23 protein-coding genes are annotated in these 23,302 nt (G+C 60.0%); 10 read left to right on the forward strand and 13 right to left on the reverse strand.

Annotated elements, in window-relative coordinates; all coding sequences use genetic code 11:
• The 5 genes from AC5S3R_RS19355 to aac(6') all read right to left on the reverse strand — a co-directional run.
• Positions 1-214, reverse strand: a 214-nt coding sequence (locus AC5S3R_RS19355; RefSeq protein ID WP_494268401.1) for a transposase, incomplete at its 3' end; no start/stop codon positions are given.
• A gap of 54 nt (positions 215-268) precedes the next feature.
• The gene (gene dnaJ, locus AC5S3R_RS19360; RefSeq protein WP_494268834.1) at positions 269-1,405 is read right to left on the reverse strand and encodes a molecular chaperone DnaJ; all 1,137 of its coding nucleotides are present in this window, start codon (positions 1,403-1,405) and stop codon (positions 269-271) included.
• A 92-nt stretch (positions 1,406-1,497) separates the two neighbouring features.
• A complete protein-coding gene (gene grpE / locus AC5S3R_RS19365) occupies positions 1,498-2,061 on the reverse strand; it encodes a nucleotide exchange factor GrpE (protein WP_494268835.1) in 564 nt (187 codons plus the stop codon).
• A gap of 134 nt (positions 2,062-2,195) precedes the next feature.
• Positions 2,196-3,305, reverse strand: a complete 1,110-nt coding sequence (gene hrcA / locus AC5S3R_RS19370) for a heat-inducible transcriptional repressor HrcA (RefSeq protein WP_494268836.1) — start codon at positions 3,303-3,305, stop codon at positions 2,196-2,198.
• Positions 3,306-3,485: 180 nt separating this feature from the next.
• Positions 3,486-3,926 carry an aminoglycoside 6'-N-acetyltransferase gene (gene aac(6') / locus AC5S3R_RS19375; RefSeq protein WP_494268855.1) on the reverse strand — a complete coding sequence of 147 codons (441 nt, stop codon included), beginning with the start codon at positions 3,924-3,926 and terminating at the stop codon, positions 3,486-3,488.
• A 99-nt stretch (positions 3,927-4,025) separates the two neighbouring features.
• On the opposite strand from aac(6'), the gene AC5S3R_RS19380 reads away from it, so the two are divergent.
• The 3 genes from AC5S3R_RS19380 (at position 4,026) to AC5S3R_RS19390 (ending at position 6,896) form a co-directional block, all read left to right on the forward strand.
• Positions 4,026-5,150 (forward strand): acyltransferase family protein, encoded by a 1,125-nt coding sequence (locus AC5S3R_RS19380; RefSeq protein WP_494268837.1) that lies wholly within the window; start codon positions 4,026-4,028, stop codon positions 5,148-5,150.
• Between the two features lie 75 nt (positions 5,151-5,225).
• Positions 5,226-6,185 (forward strand): DUF1684 domain-containing protein, encoded by a 960-nt coding sequence (locus tag AC5S3R_RS19385; RefSeq protein WP_494268838.1) that lies wholly within the window; start codon positions 5,226-5,228, stop codon positions 6,183-6,185.
• Positions 6,186-6,578: 393 nt separating this feature from the next.
• Positions 6,579-6,896: an integration host factor subunit beta gene (locus AC5S3R_RS19390; RefSeq protein WP_494268839.1), complete on the forward strand. Its 318-nt coding sequence runs from the start codon at positions 6,579-6,581 to the stop codon at positions 6,894-6,896.
• Positions 6,897-7,064: 168 nt separating this feature from the next.
• Here the strand turns inward: AC5S3R_RS19390 and AC5S3R_RS19395 are convergent, their stop codons facing one another.
• From AC5S3R_RS19395 to AC5S3R_RS19405, 3 genes are read right to left on the reverse strand one after another with little or no spacing between them, the layout of a single operon-like run.
• The gene (locus tag AC5S3R_RS19395) at positions 7,065-8,756 is read right to left on the reverse strand and encodes a hypothetical protein (protein ID WP_494268840.1); all 1,692 of its coding nucleotides are present in this window, start codon (positions 8,754-8,756) and stop codon (positions 7,065-7,067) included.
• 8 nt (positions 8,757-8,764) lie between these two features.
• A complete protein-coding gene (locus AC5S3R_RS19400; RefSeq protein ID WP_494268841.1) occupies positions 8,765-9,160 on the reverse strand; it encodes a c-type cytochrome in 396 nt (131 codons plus the stop codon).
• Positions 9,157-10,065: a hypothetical protein gene (locus AC5S3R_RS19405; RefSeq protein ID WP_494268842.1), complete on the reverse strand. Its 909-nt coding sequence runs from the start codon at positions 10,063-10,065 to the stop codon at positions 9,157-9,159. The genes AC5S3R_RS19400 and AC5S3R_RS19405 overlap by 4 nt, the downstream gene beginning before the upstream one ends.
• 225 nt (positions 10,066-10,290) lie before the next feature.
• Here AC5S3R_RS19405 and AC5S3R_RS19410 point away from each other — a divergent pair, with 225 nt between their 5' ends.
• Entirely contained in the window at positions 10,291-10,521 is a 231-nt protein-coding gene (locus tag AC5S3R_RS19410) for a hypothetical protein (RefSeq protein ID WP_494268843.1), read from the forward strand.
• Positions 10,518-10,952 (forward strand): TA system VapC family ribonuclease toxin, encoded by a 435-nt coding sequence (locus tag AC5S3R_RS19415; protein WP_494268844.1) that lies wholly within the window; start codon positions 10,518-10,520, stop codon positions 10,950-10,952. Before AC5S3R_RS19410 ends, AC5S3R_RS19415 begins: the two co-directional genes overlap by 4 nt.
• A gap of 12 nt (positions 10,953-10,964) precedes the next feature.
• Here AC5S3R_RS19415 and pgeF read toward each other — a convergent pair whose 3' ends face one another.
• The gene (gene pgeF, locus AC5S3R_RS19420) at positions 10,965-11,795 is read right to left on the reverse strand and encodes a peptidoglycan editing factor PgeF (RefSeq protein ID WP_494268845.1); all 831 of its coding nucleotides are present in this window, start codon (positions 11,793-11,795) and stop codon (positions 10,965-10,967) included.
• A gap of 298 nt (positions 11,796-12,093) precedes the next feature.
• Between pgeF and AC5S3R_RS19425 the strand changes: the two genes are divergently transcribed.
• Positions 12,094-12,771, forward strand: a complete 678-nt coding sequence (locus AC5S3R_RS19425) for a hypothetical protein (protein WP_494268846.1) — start codon at positions 12,094-12,096, stop codon at positions 12,769-12,771.
• Between the two features lie 169 nt (positions 12,772-12,940).
• Here AC5S3R_RS19425 and AC5S3R_RS19430 read toward each other — a convergent pair whose 3' ends face one another.
• Both AC5S3R_RS19430 and AC5S3R_RS19435 read right to left on the reverse strand, forming a co-directional pair.
• Complete coding sequence (locus tag AC5S3R_RS19430) at positions 12,941-13,297, reverse strand: MmcQ/YjbR family DNA-binding protein (protein ID WP_494268847.1); 357 nt, start codon at positions 13,295-13,297, stop codon at positions 12,941-12,943.
• A complete protein-coding gene (locus AC5S3R_RS19435) occupies positions 13,294-15,300 on the reverse strand; it encodes a M3 family metallopeptidase (RefSeq protein WP_494268848.1) in 2,007 nt (668 codons plus the stop codon). Before AC5S3R_RS19435 ends, AC5S3R_RS19430 begins: the two co-directional genes overlap by 4 nt.
• 210 nt (positions 15,301-15,510) lie before the next feature.
• Here AC5S3R_RS19435 and AC5S3R_RS19440 point away from each other — a divergent pair, with 210 nt between their 5' ends.
• Entirely contained in the window at positions 15,511-17,958 is a 2,448-nt protein-coding gene (locus tag AC5S3R_RS19440; RefSeq protein ID WP_494268849.1) for an ABC transporter permease, read from the forward strand.
• Positions 17,959-18,081: 123 nt separating this feature from the next.
• Positions 18,082-19,623, forward strand: coding sequence for a shikimate dehydrogenase (aroE, locus tag AC5S3R_RS19445; RefSeq protein ID WP_494268850.1), 1,542 nt, complete (start codon positions 18,082-18,084; stop codon positions 19,621-19,623).
• Between the two features lie 52 nt (positions 19,624-19,675).
• On the opposite strand, the gene AC5S3R_RS19450 is transcribed toward aroE, so the two are convergent.
• Positions 19,676-20,797 carry a GW dipeptide domain-containing protein gene (locus AC5S3R_RS19450; RefSeq protein WP_494268851.1) on the reverse strand — a complete coding sequence of 374 codons (1,122 nt, stop codon included), beginning with the start codon at positions 20,795-20,797 and terminating at the stop codon, positions 19,676-19,678.
• A 1-nt stretch (position 20,798) separates the two neighbouring features.
• Between AC5S3R_RS19450 and AC5S3R_RS19455 the strand changes: the two genes are divergently transcribed.
• Positions 20,799-20,936 carry a hypothetical protein gene (locus AC5S3R_RS19455; protein WP_494268852.1) on the forward strand — a complete coding sequence of 46 codons (138 nt, stop codon included), beginning with the start codon at positions 20,799-20,801 and terminating at the stop codon, positions 20,934-20,936.
• 113 nt (positions 20,937-21,049) lie between these two features.
• Here AC5S3R_RS19455 and AC5S3R_RS19460 read toward each other — a convergent pair whose 3' ends face one another.
• Positions 21,050-21,916 carry a TerC family protein gene (locus AC5S3R_RS19460; protein ID WP_494268853.1) on the reverse strand — a complete coding sequence of 289 codons (867 nt, stop codon included), beginning with the start codon at positions 21,914-21,916 and terminating at the stop codon, positions 21,050-21,052.
• A 113-nt stretch (positions 21,917-22,029) separates the two neighbouring features.
• Here AC5S3R_RS19460 and AC5S3R_RS19465 point away from each other — a divergent pair.
• Positions 22,030-23,302 (forward strand): M20/M25/M40 family metallo-hydrolase (locus tag AC5S3R_RS19465; protein WP_494268854.1); only part of this gene is annotated, 1,273 nt, incomplete at its 3' end.

Consider the following 23,302-nt stretch of genomic DNA (forward strand, 5'->3'; position numbering starts at 1 on the left):
GGGCCCAGCGCACAAAGCGCTTGTGCACGGTCTTGTACTTGCCATAGCGGTCGGGAAGGTCGCTCCAGCGCGCTCCGGAACGCAGCACCCACAGCACGCCGTTTACAAAGATACGGTTATCGGCTGCTGTGCGGCCCACATGCTCCTTGCGTCCAGGCAGAATATCCTTGATCCGCTCCCACTGCGCCTCGCTTAACTCGTACCGGCTCGCCATACTTACACTGCAGCAGCTCGACCAACGCACGCAAAGTGTATATGTCGATACGGCCTAGCTAAACAGATCCTTCATCTTATCCAGAAATGAAGGCGAAGCCGGCTTGTTCTCCACCTGCAGCGCATCTTCCAGTTGACGCATCAACTCGCGCTGCACCTTCGTCAGTTTCTTCGGCACCTGCACAACCACGGTCACCACAAGGTCGCCCTTGCCGCGCGTGTTGAGCACCGGCACGCCACGCCCGCGTACATGCAGCTCTTTCCCGCTCTGCGTGCCTTCGGGAATCTTCAAGCTGACCGGTCCGTCAATGCCTTCAATCTCAATCTCCGTGCCCAGCACAGCCTGCGGAAAACTGATCGGCACCACGCAGCGCAAATCGTTGCCTTCGCGCTCAAACACCTCATGCGCGCGCACCGAAAGCACAACATACAGATCACCCTTCGGCCCCGCACTGCGCCCCGCATCGCCCTCACCCGAGTAGCGAATCCGCGTGCCGTCTTCCACGCCCGGAGGAACCTTCACGCCCAGCTTGATCTCCTTCGCCACGCGAGTCTCGCCGCGGCAAGTGGTGCAAGGGTCCGTCACAACCTGCCCCGTTCCACCGCAAGCCGAGCACGTCCGCGCCACGCTGAAGAATCCTTGCTGATAGCGAATCTGTCCGCGTCCCTGGCACTGCTGGCACATCACCGGCCCGCGCCCGGAAGCACTGCCACTGCCGTTGCAGGTTCCGCAAACCTCAAGCCTGCGAACCTTCACCTCAGTCTCAATGCCAAAAATCGCATCTTCAAAATTGATGGTCAGGTCCACGCGCAAATCATCGCCGCGATGCACACGGCTGCGTCCCTGCCCGCGGCCTCCGCCGCCGCCAAACATCTCGCCGAAGAGATCGCCAAAAATATCCCCAATATCAACGTTTCCGGCAAACCCGCCGCCAAACGGACCGCCGGCCCCAGCAGCACCCACGCCCGCATGGCCATAACGGTCATACGCCGCGCGCTTCTCTGGGTCGCCGAGCACCTGGTAGGCCTCGCTCGCTTCCTTGAACTTCTCTTCCGCCGCCGCATCTCCGGGATTGCGGTCAGGATGATACTTCAGCGCCTGCTTGCGATACGCGCTCTTCAAATCCTGCTCGCTCACGTCCCGCGAGACGCCAAGCACTTCGTAATAATCTGCCTTTGCCACCGTTGCCACTTAACTCACTTCCGCAAATGTTGTTCCGGCATTACTGCCCGTGCCCCATCCTTGCGACTTTTCCGTCGCAAGAATGGAGATACCGAGGAACTCTACTCATTCACCTGTTTCGGATTCGAAGCCACGCGCACCATCGCCGGCCTTAGCAGCCGTTCGCGAATCTTGTACCCGCGCCGAATCTCTTCCGCCACATGCTGGTCCGGCAAATCGTCGCGCTCCACGGAACCCAGAGCCTCATGCACGCGAGGATCAAACTCCTCACCCACAGTCGGAATCGCCGTAACCTGCAGCCCGCGCAGAATCTCTTCCATCTGCTTCACAATCAGCTCCACGCCCGACTTCATCTGCTCCGCCGAGCCCGTAGCCTTCAGCGCCAGCTCAAAGTTATCCAGCACCGGCAGAAACTGCTCCACCACGTTGCCGGTTGCGTAGTCGCGAAACTCCGCCTTCTCACGCTCGCCGCGTTTGCGCGCATTCTCAAACTCAGCCTGCAGCCGCGCCACGCGGTCCACAAGCGCATCGCGCTCCGCCTTAAGCTGGTCAAACTCAGCCTTGCTGACAGTCTCATCAACCGCAGGCGTCTCCGCCGCGGCATCCACCGTCACTTCTTCCGGATTGTTTTCCGTTTCCTTCAATTCCACTTCCTGTTCAGACATACCTCTCCACAACTTCCCTAACTTAGTGCTGAATTTCCTTGGATGTTTCAAGAATAAATCTCGATTCCACAGCGCAGGCTTCCTGCATTTCGGTTGTCATTCCGGATACCGCACAGAACCGATTTCGCTTGTCCCTATTCTCTTGTCCCTATTCTTTCTGACAACTGCGCAATATACCGCACCGCATGAATCATCTCCTGATATTGGATGCGCGTCGGCGCAATCAGCGCCACCGTTCCCAGGCTCTCCCCGCCCAGCCGCGCCGGAGCCCCAATCAAAACAAGATCCTGCATCGCCGATGGCATAGCCGGGGAAGCCGCATCCAGTCCAACCACCACGCGAACCTCCTGCCGCCGCCCGTCCACATACGCCGTCAGCAGCTCCACCAGCCGCTGCTTCGCCTCCAGCGCTCCCAGCATCTGCTTCAGCCGTTCGCGGTCCACCTCGGCGCCAATCAGGTTCGCCATGCCATCCACAAACAACGTCGGCCCGCTCTCACTCACCAGCGCGCCCTTGCGGCAAAGCTCTTCGACAGAAGCCAGCAGCGCATCATACGCCGCCCGCTCTTCCGCAATCCTCCGCGCAATCTCCGTGCGAATCCGCTCTACCGGCCAGCCGCGAAAGTTCTCGTTCAAATACCGTCCCGCAGTCTCCAGCTCAACGTGGCTCATCTCGCGGTCCAGCGTCAGCACGCGATCATGCACCACCCCGGCCTGCGTGACCAGCACAGCCAGCACGCGGCTGTTTCCAACTCCGCCGCCAGTCAGCCGCGAAAAATGGATATGCTCCAGCACCTGCGTTCCCGCCATGCTGGCCAGCGCAACACCAAGCCCGCTTGAAAGCAGCGCCAGCACCTGCGAAGTCCGCTGCAGGTACTCGTTCGTGCTGGAAACCCCGCTGAACGAATCCTCAATCTGCCCGCGCCGCTGCTCACTCAGCACAACCGGGGAATCCGGCACCGGCGCACCGGCAGCCACTCGTCCTGTCTGCGTGATCTGTTCCACATAAGTGCGAAACGCCTTCGCCGTAGGCACGCGCCCGGCAGAAGTATGCGGCTGCTCCAGCAGCCCCGCATCCGCCAGCGTAGCCATCACATTGCGAATCGTCGCCGAGCTCAACCCTTCACGGTCCGCAAACGCGCGCGCAACAGCCTGCGACGCCACCGGCTCGCCCGTGGCAATGTAGAGTTCGATGATGGCCGTAAGCACCAGCCGCTCCCGCGGACTGACACGCGTCTCACTCACCGCGCCGCACTCCTTGGAACCCTCCTGATTTGCCGCCTAAACCGCTCATAACAAGCATTTTGGGGCAAATTAAGCGAGGATTCTCCTCTCTAAGTCTAAAAATCTGCGCCCGCTACTGTCAAGGATGCTTCGAAGTCGTTATTGGACCATATGCTAGCCCAAGCTCTAGGACCAGAGCACTCACAAAGCTCTACGGAAGAACACCACACGCTCCGTTTCAGCAAATCCAAGAGCAGCATGAAACAAATGACTCTGCGTATTCTCAACCAATGCGTCCGAGGCAAGCTCCGTACACCCGCATCGCCTCCCCCAATCCTCAACCGCCGCGCAAAGCAGCCGCGCCACTCCCTTTCGTCTATGCAGCGGTAAAACAAAGATGCCTTCCAGAAAAACAACTGGGGAGGTCTCACATCCATTGACGTAATCCACACGCAGCGCAGCCTCGACAAACCCAATAGCCTCGCCGGAATCAAGCCGAGCTAAAAATGCAGTCTGCCGGTCATTCTCAGACATCAATCCTTGAATCAGTTCCTTGCAATGCTCTTCGGCGGATTGTTCTGGCCAAAGCAGAGCACGAAGGCGCGCCCACAGTTTTACATCTTCAGTAGTGCATGTTTCGATGTTCACCCGCTCATCTTACGCTTCATGCATAAGCAAACAGCAACGTGAAACTCCGGATTCGAGCCGAACCACGCTCCCCATTTCCGCGTACTATGATTCATGCCACCGCGCGAGCTTTACATCGACCGCCTACGCGTCGTCATGACGGCCCTGGTCATCCTCCATCACACCTCCATCGTCTACGGAGCCATCGGCGGTTGGTTCTGGCGCGAGCTCGACCCATCCAGCTCCCCCACAGGCCGCCTGCTCCTTCTCTTCTGCACCACCAACCAGGCCTACTTCATGGGCTTCTTCTTCCTGCTCGCCGGCTACTTCACCCCGCCCTCGCTCGAACGCAAAGGCTACGGCAAATTCCTCATCGACCGCTTTCTCCGCCTCGGCATTCCGCTGCTGGCCTTCGGCTTGCTGCTCGGCCCGTTAACCGCCGCCATCGTCGAAGGCTTGCAAGGCAATAGCTTCTGGACTGTCTTCGCCTATCTCTGGAACCGCAAGCAGTTCATCAACGGCCCGCTCTGGTTCGCGCAAGCGCTCTTAATCTTCTCCCTCGCCTACTGCGCATGGCGCAAATTCGCAGGCTCTCCACTCACACAAACAGAGCGCACCTCCAGACCAATCCCCGGCAACCTCTGGTGGCTCATCAGCGCCATCGCCGTCGGAGCATTCGCGCTCCTCCTCCGCCAATGGTTTCCCGTAGGCATCAACTTCTTCGGCCTGCAGCTCGGCTACTTCTCCAGCTACATCTTCCTCTTCGCCCTCGGCATCGCCGCATGGCGCTACAACTGGCTCCAGCAGCTCACTTGGAAAGCCTCCCGTGGGTGGATTATCGGCCTCGCCCTCACATGGACCGCCCTGCCCGCAACCATCCTCATTGCCACCAAACTCAACGGCCCCGGCAAATCCAACTTCTCCACCGGCTTTTCCCCGACCGCCGTTTTCTATGCCTTCTGGGAACCCTTCGTCGCATGGGGCCTCATCGCCGCATGGCTTCTCGTCTTCCGCAAATACTTCAACCAGCCCTCCGGCACATGGACATGGCTAAGCCGTCGCGCCTACGCCGTCTACATCATCCACCCACTCGTCCTTGTAACAACGACGCTCCTGCTGCACACATGGCAAGCCCCCGCCCTTCTCAAATTCGCCACCGCCGGAAGCATCACCATCGCCGCCTGCTGGCTCCTCAGCGACCCGCTGGTCCGCCTCCCCGGCCTCCGCCGCATCGTGTAACAACAGTGATCCACGCGGGCACAAACAACTGTCCCCTGTACCCTGAAACCTGTACCCTGTAACCTGTAACCAGCCATGCAGAAGCGAATCCTGACCGCTCTCTTCCTCCTAGCCGCCACCCTCACCGGCGCAGCGCAAACCGCCGCACCCGACCCGGCCGCCCAATGGAAGCAGAAAATCGCCCAGTGGCGCGCCCAGCGCGACAAAGAACTCTCCGCGCCAGACGGCTGGCTCACGCTCATCGGCCTCGAATGGCTCAAGAACGGCGGCAACAGCTTCGGAGCCTCCGCGGACAACTCTCTCCGCGTCAAAACCGTCGCCCCCTCGCACTTCGGCCTGCTCACCGTCTCCGGCAAAACCGTCCAGCTCCTGGCACCGCCCGACGGCTTCCCCAGCGGCTTTGAAGTCGATCACAAACCCGCTCGCGAAACTCAGCTCTCCACCGACGCCGAGAAACCCTCGATGCTCACATGGCGCGGCATCACCATGGTCGTTCTCGAACGCGGCGGCCGCTACGCCCTCCGCATCAAGGACTCCAACTCCGCCACCCGCACCAGCTTCACCGGCCTCCACTGGTACGCCCCCGACCTCCACTACGCTGTCGAAGCCAAGTGGACGCCCTATCCCGCCGGACACACCGAGAAAATCCCCACCATCATCGGCACGGTGCTCGACCTCCCCGCACCCGGCGTAGCCGAGTTCACTCTCGACGGCAAAACCTTCCGCCTCGAACCAGTCCTCGAAGACCCGCACGACACCACGCTCTTCTTCATCCTGCGCGACGAAACCAGCAAGACCACCACCTATGAAGCTGCCCGCTTCCTCCGCACGCCGTTCCCTGACCACGGCCTCGACAAGCCCGGCACGCTCATCCTCGACTTCAACCAGCTCTACAACCCGCCCTGCGCCTATACCCCCTACGCAACCTGCCCGCTGCCGCCCCCGCAAAACCGCCTGACCATCGCCCTCGAAGCCGGCGAGCAGCGCTACAGCGCCCACGAAGAACCACCCTCAGCTCCTACCCCCGCCAACTAAGCACAAAAGCCCTGTGCCCCATCCTTCTGCGTCTTTTGCAGAAGGATGGGGCACCGATGCCGCAAGCACCCCAAAAACACAAAAGCCGCTACTGCCCCAGCAGTAACGGCCACACTCCAATCCATCAACATCCTTTAATCCCGCCGTCTCCCCCGCCTCCAGACCAGCAGCATGGCAATCAGCACAAACACCACGCCCGCCGCTGCCCGCGTCAATTCCAAATGGTGCACAACACCCTCCGCCAATCCACCCACCATCCTATACTCACCACGCCCGTCATCCCAATATGCGCCAAATGACTGATGCAAAAAGGACAATTCCACAACTCTGCACACCTTTTTCCACCCTTTTGCATCCAATTTTGGGTATGCTAGCAGCGGAGGCGAAGGAAGCATGACGAAGGCAGACCTGGTAGAAAAGGTGACCAACCTGGGCGACCTGACCCGTCGCGACGGCGAAGTCATCGTAGAAACAATCTTTGATTCAGTCATCGGCGCGCTCCAAAGCGGCGACAAAATTGAAATTCGCGGATTCGGTTCCTTCCGTATCCGTCAGCGCAACCCCCGCATTGGCCGTAACCCCAAGACAGGCGAGCGCGTAGAAGTCCCAGCCAAGCGCGTCCCCTACTTCAAACCGTCAAAGGAGCTCCGCGACCTCGTCAATCCCGGCGAAGCAGCATCCTCAGGAGACGACGAGCCCGAAGACGAGTAACCCGCGCTCAACAATTGATTCCAATAACAACAGGGCGGAATTCCAGTAAGGAATTCCGCCCTGTTGTTATTGCGTTCTTCTCAAAACATCGTGCCGACCAACGGAAGGCCCACAGCCGCTTCCCTTGCGAGGATGGCGCCGTAGGCGCAGTTCGCCGCACGCGCAGTGCTAGGTGTCATCGTAGTCTTCCGCCAGAGATTGTAAGAACGCCACCAACGCCGCCACATCGTCCTCACTCAGCGACATATTCGCAAACTCCGCTGGAGCATTCCTCATCTTGCCCGCACGCGCCATCGTAGACATCGAGATGTAGTGGTTAATCACATCATTAAACGTCAGCGCCGAGCCATTGTGGAAGTACGGCGCGGAGTCAATCAAATCCCGCAGCACTGGCGTCTTGAACTGAGCAATCGTCGAAGCCAGCCCCGCATCCACCGAGCAGTCCTTCCCCGTTGCACAAACATAACTCTTCAAGTTCGCCTGCGGATTCGGCACATCGGAATTCTGATAGATGTTCCACATTCCCAAATCCGCATACTGCGGCTGTCCCGCCACGGCAATGTGCCGAAACTGTTCCAGCGCATCCGGATGGCTCGGCGAAGCCGGCAGATACGTATTGAACTTCGCCATGCGCTCCGCCTGCCCCGGCACATACAACTGCATGAATGCGCCCTGACCATTCGCCGTGTCGTACTCTTCCTGCGAAACACCATTATTGTGGAAGACGAAATCCGAGAAGTTCGGAGCCTGGTGACAAGCCGCGCAGTTGCCCGCATGCGCATTCAAAGCACCCGGCGACGCCGCAGCCAGAAAAATCTTCAGCCCCTGCAACTCCGTAGCTCCAAACTGGTACGCCTGCGAGTGGTACTTGAACGACCCATCCTTCGGCGTAATGTACGTCGGGCTGGAAAGCGCCAGTACAGCCTTGTAAAGCCGCGTGTTGTAAGCCGCAACCGTCTCACCCGCCAGCGGAGCCTGCGGCAGATGATTCACGCGCAGAAAGTTGTCATATGGCGAACCAATGTACCGCCCATACTCGTCCTGCTGATACAGCAGGTCTTCCATGTACTGGTTAATGCACAGCGCAATCTCCTGCACAATCTGCAAGTCCGTCGCCTTCGACACATCAATGCGCTGCGAAGCAGGCAGTCGGATATCACTCGTAATCCGCGAATCCGTTCCCGCAAAAATCACCGCATAGCTAAGCCCGTCCAGCCTATCCGCAGCCAGTTGCCCCGAGCCGTCATCCTCGCGAACCACCTTCGCAATGTGCGCAATCGCCTGGTTGTACTGCGCGGGAGTCCATCCAAAATTCCGCCCCGTCAGCGTGCCAATCACCAGATCATTGCCTGAGGCAAACTCGCCATCAAAGTGCAGGTACAAGGGCGTCGGCCTGCTCGCAAACGAGCCCACCATCTGCATCGCATTGCGCGGCGTATGGTCAAACGTCCCCATCGTGCGCGGAATCGGGCTGCGCGTCGTAAAGTCCGAATACGTGCGATTCCCCGCGTTCTTCACGCCCTGAAACTCGGTAACAAAATGGCAGCTCCGGCAATTCATCGCCTGCCCCGCAAACGGCCCCGGCATCGGTCCGCCATTCACGTTCTGCACCGTCGCCACCACCGGGTCGCCCGAAGGCAGCGGATCATTCACACCTGTCATGTGCGCGGCAAAATACTCCGAAAAGCGCGTATCCAGAAACAGCGCCTCGCCAATTGGGTCCGAAGGAGGCGTAGCATCACTCTCCGTCAGCGCCGCCGGAGCCTTCCCCGAAGCGCACCCTACAACGAATGCCGTAGCCAGCAGCCCCGCAGCGGCCACCGCACACGCACTCCCCCAAAACGCACGTCCTACATTCACCCCGGCGCTCACTTTGCCCCTCCCGCGCTCTCTTCGTTCACACTCCGCAGCCACGCCACAATCTGCCACCGCTCCTGCTCCGGCATCGAACCCCATCCCGGCATTCCCTTAAACGGCTCGCCATTCTTAATGAGCCACTGCATCTCGCCATCCGTAGCGCCGCGCAAAACATCGCTCACCAGCGCAGGCTTCTTGCCCTTGCCCTCGGCATTCGCGCCGTGGCACTTCGAGCAGTTATTCGTAAACAGATTCTTCCCCGCCTCAACCGCCTCAGCCTGCCCCGCATACGGATTCACTCGCGCCTTATCCGCGGTGGGTACACTCTTCAGCCACCCGCCCGGAGCCGCAAAACAAATCGCCGAGCCAACCGCCAGAAGCGCCACTACTCCCTTGATCTGTCTCATTTACGCCTCCGGAAGACATCCAGAAACTGCGGAATCTCATAGCTCACGCCAAACCGCCACAACACGCCCGCCGAGTTGTCATTCAGCCCAAACTCCGGCGAAAACTTGTAAGTCAATCCCCGCGGCGTATTCAGCGCCAGCGTCGGAGCCAGGTACTGCTGCGTCTGGTCAAAGCCAAAGTTGTACCGCGTGCCCAGCCCGCCAAAAATCTCCGCGCCGCCCGCAAGGTTCTGCAAGCAGAACGTGCACTGCCGCGCACTCGCCTTCAACCGGAAAGGCCTGCTCACACCCGCCGCATAGCCAAACTCCCAGCTCTCGTTAGAGTTCACTGCCTTCTCCGCAATCATGTTCTCCGAGATGTTCCAGCCCTTCACATTGCTCGACAGAATCAGCTTGCCCTCCATCGACCGCTCCGTATCCACGCGCAGCGCAGCGTTCGGAACCGCAAGGTCGGCAATGCTGGTATTCCCCGTCACTTCCAGAAAGCTCTTGTCCGTGTGGTTTACGTTCTCGTACTCGACATAGAGCACCGGGTTAATCCAGTACTCACGCGGCAGCGGCCGGAAGCGGTTCTCAAACCGAAACCCCGTCATCACCGTCGAGTCGTTCGTCGTAGATTGCCCCTGCAGATAAAACTCTGAGGTCCACCACGCCTTCACGCCGTACTCAAACTCCACCGTCGGCGCATAAAACAGGTTCGTCCCCTTAGGCCGCGCCACAATGTTCTGGTTTTCAATCTCAAGATTCCCCGGCTCCTCCAGGGTGGAGGAGTAGGTCACAAAGTAAGGCTGCTCCAACTGCGCCTCAACCCGCCGTCCGCAAGCTAGAACCAAGGCAAGAAAAACAAAGCTGCGCGCCCCCCAGCCAATCCCCGCACGCCACCGGCACACCACGCCATCAGACAAAGCAAATCCTCCCAAACGCCCAGCCGGGCTAACACGACAAAAACAGTCGGAATCCGACTAAATAAGTCGTTTATTAAAGCAGACTAATTCTGTCGTATTTCCCCTGCCAACGTCAATCTCTCATCCGCAAATACCGCCAGTGTGTGACGCCGGTCACATTGAAATCCACGCTTATCATCTGATGCGTGATGATTGATGTAGTATAGGTGCTAGGGAGAGATAGATATGAGAACCACGCTGACGATTGATGATGATATTCTCGCCGCGGCCAAGGAATTGGCAATTAGCGAGCATAAAAGCGTCGGTGAGGTTATCTCCGCGCTTGCGCGCCACGCCTTGCGCCCCGCCGAGCCCGGCCACAAAACAAGGAATGGTGTTCCCCTGCTACCCGTCAAACCAAATGCTCCCCGTGTTACTTCAGAACTGGTACACCAGCTCCGTGAGGAGTTGCTGTGACGGCATTTCTATTGGATGTAAATGTGCTGATTGCCTTGATTGATCCCACACATGTGCAACACGACAACGCGCACACATGGTTCGCACAAACGGGCAACAAAGCATGGGCAACCTGCCCTCTGACACAAAACGGCGTGCTAAGGATTGTAGGAAATGCTCGTTATCCCAGTTCGCCCGGAACACCCGCTGCAGTTGCTGAGCTTCTGGAAAGATTCCTCGCGCTTCCAGGCCATGAATTTTGGCCGGATAATCTCTCGCTTTTAGACAGTCGGTATATTCATACCTCGCGGCTTCTCGATTCCGCTCAAGTTACAGACAGCTACCTGCTGGCCTTAGCTGCAGTGCACGGTGGAATGCTAGCGACTTTCGACCGAAAGCTTATTACCGATGCAGTAATCAACGGTCGGCATTCCCTCCACCTCATCCGTTAGCCAACGATCCTCCTATCGAATCCCCACCACACTCAACATCCGCCCCGCCCGCCCCTTCTCCCCACGATGCGAAAAGAACAGCCCCGGCTGGCATTTCGTACACCCACCCACCACCTGGATATTCGCAGCCTTCACCCCAGCATCCAGCAACTGCCGCCGGTTCGCCTCCGCCGTATCCAGGTGCAAGCTCTCCCCCACGCTGCGAAACAGCTCCCCCGCATAAGCAAACTGCGCGGTAAACTCCCGCCGCACATCCTCCCCCACCTCGTAGCAGCAAACCCCAATCGCCGGACCAACCGCCGCAATCAAGTCCTCCGGCCGCGACCCGAACTCCGCCACCATCCGGCCCACGCCAATCTCCGCAATCCGCTTCGCAGTCCCACGCCACCCAGCATGGAAAGCGCCAACCACCCGCAGCCGCGTATCCGCCACCAGCACCGGAGTGCAATCCGCCGTCAGCACACCAATCAGCAGCCCCGCCCGGTCGGTAATCAGCCCATCCCCCTCGCAAACCGGACCCGGCGCAACAGCCGTAGCCAGCGCCACCACATCCGAGTGAACCTGCCGCACCGTAGCAATCGGCGTCTCCGCGGAACCAGTCACCGCCTCCGCCAGCAGTTCGCGATTGCGCACTACATTCTCCCGCGCATCATCGGCGGTAAACCCCAGATTCAGCTCGCCAGCGCCATAAACCGTACTAACCCCGCCAACCCGCGTGCTGAACCCATGCCAGAGCCAGCCCAGCTTCTCCCACCCCGCAGCCTGCACCAGCTCCACGCCGTTCCCAGCGCGAACCGTCACCGCCAGCTTCCCATCCATTGCACGAGAAAAATCAGAACTCATCGAAGTCATTCTATCGGCAGGCAAGCATGTGGGCCCGTCTTCCGACGGGCCCGCTCGAGAGGCGTTAATTGGAGGGATTCCAGAAAGGGGGGATATGAGAAGGGGGTCCTGTGAGGGACCTTCAAAGAGGAAAGTTCCTACCTTGGAGGGACGATAACTTCGAGGCAGCCTCTGCTTGTTATCCGATAAGACGCAGCCCCGGCATAAATGGTTGCTCAACTTTTATCCACATACAAAAACCTTACAATTCTGCACTTTCCACACAGCAGTTCTCCCGGTTTTCCTCATCTAACCACTCATGAAGCACTGGCCCTACATCGCAATCCTGGTCATCGCCCTCTGCGGAGTTGGTTTATGGATTTATCAGCAGCGCGAAACCTTAGGCCTCGCACATTTCTTCGGCGAAAACTCAGGTACAGACAGCACCGGCTCCATCACCGACCCGTCCTCCGTAGGCAGCCTCAAACCCGCCCGCATCCAGTGGCACACCGTCAATCAGTCCGCCGACGGCTTCAAAGTCGATCTCCCCGCTGGTTCCGAAAACGTAGAAGCCCCCGCCAACAACGAATCCGGCAGCACCGAGCCCGTCAAAATGCTCCGTTCCAGCCCCGACGGCGACACCGTCTACGCCGTCACCTGGCAGGACAACCCACCCGTCGCCCGCGTCAACAGCCACGACCCCGATCGCACACTCGACCAGGCCCGAGACGGCATGCTCGCCGGCACCCAGGCTACCCTCGTCAGCGAAACTCGCATCAACGTCAACGGCTTCCCCGGTCGCGAAGTCTTCGCCCAAAACTCCGCCGGAGGCATCCTCAACGTCCGCCTCATCTACGTCCCCGCCAACGGCCCCAGCAGCGTTGACCGCCTCTACACCCTCATGGCCCTCTTCCCCACCGCCGGAGCCCGCAGCGAAAAAGACGTAACCCGCTTCTTCAGCTCCTTCCAGCCCCAGCAGCCCGCCACCAGGGGCTAGACAGCGTCTGACGAATTGTATGGAACGGTACGGGCTTCAGCCCGTACATGAAACCGCTGCAATAGAAAAGGGGCTTCAGCCCTGAGAGATGCTTTCTCCGTGCGCCTGTTTTACCGCTAAGGCAGCGGTATATCTATAAAGCCCTTAATTTGCGGCCTTTGCTTTTTACCTATAACCCCTTGTCCCTTTTCCCTCTGTCTCTGCCTTTCGCATTTTTCTCCACCCGCAGCCGCCACGCCGCCTTCAACGCTCCCGCCAGCAAATCCTCATTCGCCACGCCAAGCACCACATGCGTAGCCCCCATGCGCCCCCATCCACCACGCACAGGCAGAAAAACCTCCGGCTGCTCACCAAGAAACTCCGCCTGCACCTCCGGCGTAAGCATCAGGTTGCCGTAACCAAGCTCTTGCGAAGCCAGCGTCGCAAAAATCCGTCCGCCCACGCGAAAGTCCGCCGCACCCATATGCGAGCCTTCCTCCGCGCCGTCCAGACTCAGCGCAATCCGTCGAAAATCCGCAACCGTCATCCCGCCACGGTTGCTGCCTCGCTTTGAAACTCCTCGCCCAGCCATCGCGTAAACGCCTCAAACTCCTCATCGCGTCCCAGGAAATCGCGAACCATCTCGCGCCCCGGCTTCGACCCGCCCTGCTCCAGCACGGCCTTACGATACCGCACGCCCGCATCCCCATCGAGCAGGTTCGCCGCATCAAACTGCCCAAAGAAATCCAGCGCAATCACCTTGTCAAACGCATAGGTGTAGTAATTCGACGAGTATCCCGTCAAATGCCCAAAGCTCGCATACATGCGGTTCCCGTCCTGCCATTTCCATGGCAACAAGCTCGTATAAAGCTCATGAATCGTCTTGTCCAAATCAATCTTCGACGGGTCTTCATCATGCACATTCAACGAAATCGCCGTGTAATAAATCTGCTGCCGCATCCCATCCGCACGCCCAAACGCGCTCGCGGCCTTCATCTTCTGAATCGTCTCCGCAGGTAGCACCTCGCCCGTCTGGTAGTGCTTCGCAAAACTCTGCAACAGCTTCACGTCGCGGAAAAACTCCTCCAGCATCTGCGACGGAACCTCAATAAAGTCCCCCTCCGTAGCAAACCCCGAAAGCCCAGCCCACTCCGTATGCCCACCAAGAATCGCGTGCATCAAGTGCCCAAACTCATGGAAGTAAGTCACCACATCGCTGTACTGCATCAGCCCCGGATCCCCGGGTTCCCCACCGGGGAAGTTACAAATCAGCGAAGCCTCCGGCAGATACCGCCCCTTCACGCCAGTAACAACAGGCGCAGCCGAAAACCACTTATCTTTCCCCTCGCGCGGGTGCATGTCGAGATAGAACCGCCCAATCCGCGCCCCGCCCTCAAACACATCAAACACCTTCACAGCCTCATGCCACGCCTTCGCGTCGCTCGGCTTAAACTCCACCTTGAACAACCGCGCCGCAGTAGCCAGCACACCCGCCTCCACCTGCGCATAAGGGAAGTAAGGCCGCACGCTCTGCGAATCAAAATCAAACTTCGCCCGCCGGAACTGCTCATACCAGTACCCGCGGCTCGTCATATCAATCTCATCAATGCCCGGCTGCCGTTCGCGAACAAACTCCAGCACCATCTCGTGCTCTTTCTTCGCACCCTCGCGGCTGGCCTCGTCCAGCTTGCGCAAAAACTCCCGCACATTCGCCGCCGAACCCATCATCTGGTCCGCAGTTGCCAAGTCCGCCCAACTCCTGAAGCCAAGCACCGAAGCAATCTCCTGCCGCGTAGCCAAAAGCTGCTCCAAAACCGTCTTGTTCGCCGGATACGCCCGCGTGTTGTACGCGATAAACATCCTCTGCCGCAGCTCCGCGCTCGCCGCAAAGGTCATCACCGGCTGCATATCCGGCTGGTCCGTCGAAATCGTCACCACACCGGAAGCATCCGCTTTATGCCGCTCTAAATAATCCGCAGGCAGCCCATCCAGCTCCTCCGCAGAAGCCGTAATCGTCTTCCCGCCCTCCTGGATATTCCGGCTGAACTCCAGCGACAACTTCGTAGCCTGCTCATGCAGCTCCTGCAAGCGCTTCCGAGTCGCCTCATCCTTATCCACGCCCGCCAGCCGATACCCAAGCAGCGTCCGCTCCACATAATGTTTCGTCGCAGCACTCGCACCGCTCAAATCCATCGCCGCCAGCGCGTCATACACGCCGCGATTCAAGCTCAGCGCCGCTCCTGCCATCGAAACCTGCTGCGCCGCCAACTGCGCCGCATCACGCACGCCCTTATCCGCAGCCACGGAGTTCAACACCCCCGCCTGCGACCCGGCAAGATTCAACTGCTCCACCACCACGTCATACAGCCGCAGCGTATTCTCCAGCGTCCGCGCACCTTCCACAGCCAGCAGAGCCTTCAGCGCCTCTTCATGCGCCGCCAGCCTCGCAGCCACCCACGCGCCAAGCTTCTCCGCGGAGTCCGCCCCGCCCCCATCCCACGCATGAATCGCATCCGTCACCGTAAGCGCCGCAACCGTACCGTCAGCCATCAAACACACCTCCAAACAACCAGCTTGCCACATCAGGCCACCTATCATCCCGTTCGCCACCGCACATACCGTCCACAAACGCACACCGCTCCGGGAACCATCTTCCCTTCCGCGCCGTAAAGCAATACAGTTAGCCCATCCAGAATTGGCAATCCAATTGCTTCTATTAATCAAACTTCGCCGTCATTCCCACCGCCCAAGGAGCCACGCATGAGCGCACTCGCCCAAAACCTCAAGTTCACCCTAAGGCAGTTGCGCCGCAATCCCGGCTTCACCCTCACCGTCCTCCTCACCCTCGCGCTCTCCATCGGAGCCAACACCGCCATCTTCTCCCTCGTCAACGCGCTCATGCTCCGCAGCCTGCCCTACCCGCAGCCCGAGCGTATGGGAACCATCTTCCGCCTCGTTCAGAACAGCGCCCCCTACGACGACCGCCACAGCATCAACGGTGAAGTATGGGAGCAGCTCCGCGACAGCGTTCCCTCGCTCATCTCCGCCGTCTCCAGCGGCCGCGCCGACGGAGTCAACCTCGTCTCCGGCCAGTCCGTTAATTACGTCCACGCCGGGCGCATCTCCCTGCATTACCTCGACGTACTCGGCCTGCGCCCCGCCCTCGGCCGCAACTTCTCCGCGGAAGAGGACCAGCCCAACGGGCCCAAAGCCGTCATCCTCAGCTACAACCTCTGGCACAGCATCTTCCGCAACGACCGCAGCATCATCGGCCAAGCCATTCACCTCAAAGGCGACTCCTACACCGTCGTCGGCGTCCTGCCCGCCGGAGCCATCACGCCTCTCAACGCCGACCTCTACACCAATCTGCAGCCCAGCCGCCAGGGCGAAGGCGCAGGCTCCAACTTTGAAGTCACCACCCGCCTCCGCGACGGAGCCACATGGCAGCAGGCCGACGCCGAAATCAACCATGCATGGAGCGCCTGGGCCACGCGGTTAGCCCAGCAATACGCCCCCGGCGCACGCGTCTCGTTCCACTCCGTTTCGCTGCAAAAAGGTCAGGCCAACGAGCTGCGTCCCAAGGCCATCGGCCTCATGCTCGCCGCCGGTCTCATCCTGCTCATCGCCTGCGCCAATCTCGCCGGTCTCACGCTCGTCCGCATCACGCAGCGCTCCTCGGAGATGGCCACCCGCCTCGCCCTCGGAGCATCCCGCTGGCAAATCCAGCGCCAGTTATGGGCCGAAAATCTTCTGCTCGCCATCATCGGCGGCCTCGCCGGAATCGGCACAGGCTTTGCCGCCCTCCGCGGCCTGCTCGCGCTGCTGCCGGAAAACTATCTCCCCGTAGCCAGCGTCCCGCTCGATCTTCGCGTCCTCAGCTTCACGCTGGCACTCTCCGTTCTCACCAGCATCTTCTTCGGCATGCTCCCCGCACTCGCCGTCCGCAAGCTCGACCTGCGTTCTTCCATCGCCAGCCGCGGCGTCGTGGGCAGTGAGCGCCTGCGTCTCCGCCAAATCCTCATTGCCGGAGAAGTCGCTCTCACCGTTCTCCTGCTCGCCGGCTCCGGCCTGCTCATCCGCACCCTCATTCACTTGCAAACACTCCCGCCCGGCTTCAGCGCCAGCGGTGTAATGGCTGGCAAAGCCTCTCTCGACGACGCCCGCTACCACGACCCCGCCGCCTTCCGAAAGCTGCTCAACGAAAGCCTCGCCGCAATGAAGCAGATTCCCGGCGTAGAAAACGCCGCCGTCGGCCTCACCGTGCCCTACGAGCGCTTCCTCAACAGCTCCATCACCCTCCACGACGGCCCCTACGCACAGCAGGAAACCGAAGCCGACTTCGATTACGTCACTCCGGAATACTTCGCCGCCCTGCAGATGCCCGTGCTCGCCGGGCGTGCCTTCACCAACTCCGACGGGCCTGACACGCAACACGTCGTCATTGTGAACCACGCCTTCGTGCAGAAGTTCTACCGCGGCCAGAACCCGATTGGCCGCACCCTGAGCAGCGGCAAAAACAACACCATCATTGTTGGCGTAGTAAGCGACGTACAATTGGTCTCCGGCCTCGACCCCACAGCCCCCATCCAGAGCGAAGAAACCGTCTACGTCCCCGCCGCACAGATGACGGAGCCTTCCGGTCTCTCCCTCGTCCACACATGGTTCCAGCCAAGCTGGATTATCCGCACCGCAGGCGGAAACCAAATTGGCAGCCTCACACAACAAATGCAGCAAGCCCTCGCCAGCGCCGACCCCGGCCTGCCCTTCTCCGGCTTCTACAGCATGAATGACCTGCTCGCCAAATCCCTCTCTGACCAGCGCATCGAAGTAGCTCTTCTCTCCGCCATGGCCGGGCTCGCACTCCTGCTCAGCGCCGTCGGCATCTTCGCCCTCGTCGCCAACATAGTCGCCCAGCGCACCCGTGAAATCGGCATCCGCATCGCCCTCGGCTCCACCATCCGGCAAGCCATGCTGCACGTCAGCCGCACCGGCATCGTAGCCGCCGCCGCCGGACTCATCCTCGGCCTCGCCCTCTGCGCCATCGCACTCCGCGTCATGCACAGCGTTCTCTATGGAGTAGGCGTCTACGACGGCACAACCCTCGCCGCCGTAGTCCTCACGCTCCTCCTCATCACCGCCGCAGCCGCATTCCTCCCCGCCTTCCGCATCGCCCGCATCGACCCCGCCACCACCCTCCGCGACGAGTAACGCCACACAAAAAACTCCGTGCCCCACCCCTGTGACTTCTTTCTGTCACAGGGGTGGGATAGCAATCCCCTCACCAGCCTTGATTCCACCCAAGCGGCCCATCTACGATACGTCAGTCACCCTATGAAAAACGCCCCCCAGCGCGCCGCCTCCAAGCCCCTCCGCCACGGCAAAATCTGCGTAGCCATCCAGGCCGCCACTCCCGCCGAAATGCTCCAGCGCGCCACGTTCGCACGCAAAGACTCCAACTTCCTCGAATTCCGCCTCGACTCGCTGCCCAACCCCACCAACGCCCTCCCACGCATCAAGTCGTTCCTCGCCGAAAACCCGCAGGTAACCGCCATAGGCACCTGCCGCCGCAAGCCCAACGGCGGCAACTTCTCCGGCACACTCACAGAAGAGCTAAGCATCCTGCAAAAAGCCGCCCGCGCCGGTTGCCAGATCATCGACCTCGAAATCGAATCCGCCGAAGAAGCCGACACAAAGCAGCTGGAAAAATTCCGCAAGAACCTCAGCGCAGCCCTCATCATCAGCTACCACGATTTCTCCAAAACCCGTCACCTCGACCGCGCCGCCGCCCGCATCGCCGCCTTCGCGCCCGACTACGTAAAAATCGTCTCCACCGCGCAAACTCTCTCCGACAATCTCGCCGTCCTGCGCCTCATCGAAGACCTCAGCCGCACCACGCGCATCATCGGCATCGCCATGGGAGAAGAAGGCATCGTCACCCGCGTCCTCGGCCCCAGCGAAGGTTCAGCCTTCTCCTTCGCCTCCCTCGAAGACGGCACCGAAACCGCGCCGGGCCAAGTCTCTGGCCACACCCTCCGCACCCTCTACCGCGCACACAGGCTCAACCCCGACACCCTCATCTACGGCGTCGCCGGAAACCCCATCCACCACTCGCTCTCGCCGCTCATGCACAACACCGCCTTTGCGCGTGAAAAGCTCAACGCCGTCCTGCTGCCACTCAAAGCCAAGTCCATCACCGACCTGCTCGAGCTCATGATTGACCTTCCCATCGCGGGCGCAGCCGTCACCATGCCGCTCAAGCAGGAAGTCCTTCCCTACCTCGGCCAGATCGACCCGCTTGCCAAACGCATCGGCGCAGTCAACACGCTCCGCATCTCGGCGGAAGGCAAGCTCTACGGCTACAACACCGACGTCCACGGCATCGTAAAGCCGCTCCAGCAGCGCATCAAACTCAAAGGCGCCCGCATCGCCCTCCTCGGCGCAGGCGGAGCAGCCCGCGCCGCAGCCTTCGGCCTCATCGATGCCGGCGCAGAAGTCGTCATCATCAATCGCACGCATGAAAACGCCGTAGCGTTAGCCAGGGCCGCCAAAGCCAAAGCCCTCAAGCAGGACCAGCTAGCCAAGCACCACTTCGACGCGCTCATCAACTCCACCCCCTGCGGCATGAAGGGCGCAAAGCAAGCCTTACCCATCGAAGAAAACCAGCTCAATGCGGCCTTAGTCTTCGACATGGTCTACAACCCGCTAGAAACCCCGCTCCTCAAGCTGGCAAAGAAACGCGGCATCCCCGTAATCAACGGCATAGAAATGTTCGTGCAACAAGGCGTCCGTCAATTTGAAATCTGGACCGGCCAAACCCCGCCCGAAGCCATCATGCGCCGCGTAGTAGAACGCGAACTCAAGCGCCGAAACTAAACATAAAGAACGCGGCCCCAAGGCCGCGTTCTTGCTTTCTGTTCCCTACTCCCTACTTTTTCTTCTTCCCCTTATCGCCCTTCTTATCCGGCGTCTTCGTCAACTCAATCGGGTCCATATCCGGCCCCACGCGCTTCACCGTCGTCTGAATCAACTGAAAATTAATCGTCCGCGCATTCCCACCGCTAGCCACGCCCGTCTCCGGATTAATCATCACGCTCTCCGGCGAACCAACCCGAATCGAAAACTGCGGCACCGGCCCTGTAATCCCAATCACGCCCTGCGCCGGAGCCTGCGTCACCTTCACCGGCAAAAATCCCGCAATCGGATGCAGCCGGAAAGCCGTCTCATACCTGTGCCGCTTCGGGTTCCACGTAAACACCCGTACCTGCTCAAAGTCATACGGCAGTCCCGACTTCATCGGAGCCATCACCGCCACATACTGCGGCTTTTCGCTCACCACAGGATTTCCGTTCTGGTCCACATCTTCATCGTGAACGGTATTCAACTGGTACGCGCCAATAATCCGCGCCCCCTCGGCATACTGCGCAATCGCCTCCGGAGCATCCATATCCATGCTGCCCGAAAGCATCCATCCCACATGCCCCTGCGCATCGCGAACCAGCCACCAGTCCTCCAGCACCGGAGGCGGCAAAGCCGGAGCAGCAGCAACAGGAGCAGAGGCAGGCGCAGCAACCTTCGCCCCTTTAACCGGCGCAGCGCTCGCAGGCGCCTTAGCAGCCGGAGCCGCTGATGCCGCAGGCGCAGAGGGCTTCTTCAGCGGAGCCCCCGCTGCCACCTTCGGCACAGAAGCCCTGGTTATCAATTGCAGCTTCGCATTCGCAGGCAACAGATAATAGCGTTCCGTATTCCGTCCCGGCGCAAGATGCAGATACACGTCATACCGCACCACGCCCGTCGTAATCACCGCATCATTCTTGTGCTGTTCCGCAAGCTGCGTAAACGCGTCAAAGGTCTTCTGGTCAATAATCGCGTGCTGCTCAATCCAGCCAATCTGATTCGCAGCCGTCTTCACCTTCAGAAAGCGCCGCCCATGCTCCAGCACTTCCAGCGTCTGCCCGTTCTTCACCTCGCCCACGGTGTTGGACACCGCGGCCACGCGGTCATGCAGATACGTCTGCTGCGCCACCACGTAGACCGTCTCGTGGGTCATCTTGCGCAGCCTGTTGCATCCCGGCAAGCAGGCAAGCAGCATCAAACAAGCCGCAACAGAAACCCGCACCGCCAATCGCCGGGAAACAAGAAACATGGGGGACAAAGAAGTCACAGCATTCACGCTGTTAAAAGCATAGCGGCAAACACACGCCGCAGGAAACAACTACCTAGTGCCACAAATGAGTCAGCCGAAACAGCAATCCCAAACCAACCGCACCATTCCGTAACAGGCACAACAGCCCGTACCTCATCACGACGCCCTTGTCCCTTGTCCCTCTTCCCTCTTCCCTGCAATTGCGGAAGCAATCGCACACACCGCCAATATTCCGCCAATGATCGCCAGCGAAAGCGTAATCGGAATTTCAATCCAGTGCGCCGCCAGCATCTTGAACGCCACAAACGCCAGCAGCGCGCCCAGTCCATAGTGCAGATATTTCAGCCTATCCAGCAACCCCGCCAGCACAAAGTAAAGCGACCGCAGCCCAAGAATCGCCGCAATATTCGACGTATAAACAATGAACGGATTCCGCGAAATCGCCAGCACCGCCGGAATCGAATCCACCGCAAACAGCAGATCCGTCACCTCAACCGCCACAATCACCGGCAGCAGCGAATCCTTCGCCGGCTGCAGCTTGCGAATCCACTCCGGAATCACTTCCTTCGCCGACCCCTCGCTCAGCAGCCGCCACGCCGCATACAGCAGCATCGCGCCAAAAATATAAGTCACCCACGCAAACCGGTGCAGCAGCGAAACACCCACCGCAATAAAAATCGCCCGCAGCACAATCGCACCCGCCACGCCCCACGTCAGTGCGCGCCGCTGCCTTCGCTGGTCAATGCGAAAGCCCTCAAACAGCACAAGAAAAACAAAAAGATTGTCGATGCTCAGCGAAGTCTCAATCGCATAGCCCGCAACAAACTGCAGCGCGGACATGTGGTCCTGCTCCACCGCAATCCAACCCGCAAAGCAAGCCGCCAGCACAGCCAGCAGCACCGTCCAGCCCCACGCCAGCTTCTGATTAATCTGCGCGTCGTCACTTCGGCTCGTCAGCAGCGCATCCGCCGCCAGCAGAATCACCACTGCCACATGAAAGCCGATCCACCACACCCAAGACACGCCACCGATCATATCCACGATGCTACAGGACTCGACCGTAGCCAAGTTCCCAGGCAAGACGATTAAAAAACTCACACGATTTTTTGCAGCCTGCTGGTATCCTCGTGCTCACCATGAAACGCCTTTGCCTCTTTCCGCTCGCTCTCGCTCTCTCCGCCTCTGCGCAATCCGCACAGCCGCTCTCACCGCAGGAAAAAGCCATCGTCGCCTACATCGACGCCAACGAGCAGACCTCCAACCAGTTCCTCGAGCAAATCATCAACATCAACAGCGGCACGCATAACCTGGAAGGCGTCCGCGCCGTCGGCAAAATCTTCATGGAGCAGCTCGCCTCCCTCGGCTTCAGCGTCCGCTGGGTCCCCATGGAGGAAGTCCACCGCGCCGGTCATCTCATCGCCGAGCACCCCTGCCCCACTCCCGGCTCCTGCGGCAAGCGCATGCTCTTCATTGGCCACATGGACACCGTCTTCGAGAAGACCAGCCCATTCCAGAAGTTCACCGTGCAAGGCAACATCGGCACTGGCCCCGGCGTCAACGACATGAAGGGCGGACTCGTCGATATGCTCTTCGCCCTCAAAGCTCTCAACGCCGCCAACGTCCTCAAGCAAACCGAAATCACCATCGTCCTCAGCGGCGATGAAGAAGCCCACGGCGAGCCCGCCAGCATCTCCCGCCGCGACATAATCGCCGCCGCGCACCACTCTGACCTCGCCCTCGAATTTGAAGGCACCCCGCGCGCCAACGGCATCTTCTACGGCAGCGTCAGCCGCCGCAGCTCTTACACATGGCACATTAAAACCACCGGCGAATCCGGCCACTCCTCTGCCATCTTCTCGGAAGGCAAAGGCTCCGGCGCCATCTACGAGCTCACCCGCATCCTCGAAGCCTTCCGCACCCAGCTCCCCGAACAATACCTCACCTTCAACGTAGGCATGGTCGCCGGAGGCACCAGCGTCAACGTCGATGACGCCGGCAACAACGCCACCATCACCGGCAAAGACAACGTCATCCCACCCGCGGCCTACGCCAGCGGAGACATCCGCACCCTCTCCAACGAACAAACCCAGCGCATCGAAAAGAAGATGCAGGAGATCGTAGCGCAGCATCTCCCCAAAACCACCGCCACCATCAGCTTCGGCGAAGGCTACCCCGCCATGCAGCCCACCGCAGAAAGCCGCGCCCTGCTCAAAATCCTCAACGGAGCCAACGCCAGCCTCGGCTTCACCGCCATGCCTGAGCTCGACCCCATGAAGCGCGGAGCCGGCGACATCGCCTTCGTAGCCGATATCCTCCCCGGCCTCGCAGGCATCGGTGCAACCGGCGACGGCGCACACGAGCCCGGCGAAACCATCGACCTGAGCACACAGCCCATCAACACCAAGCGCG

The sequence above is a fragment of the Occallatibacter sp. FHG110214_02 genome (genome assembly GCF_059115385.1).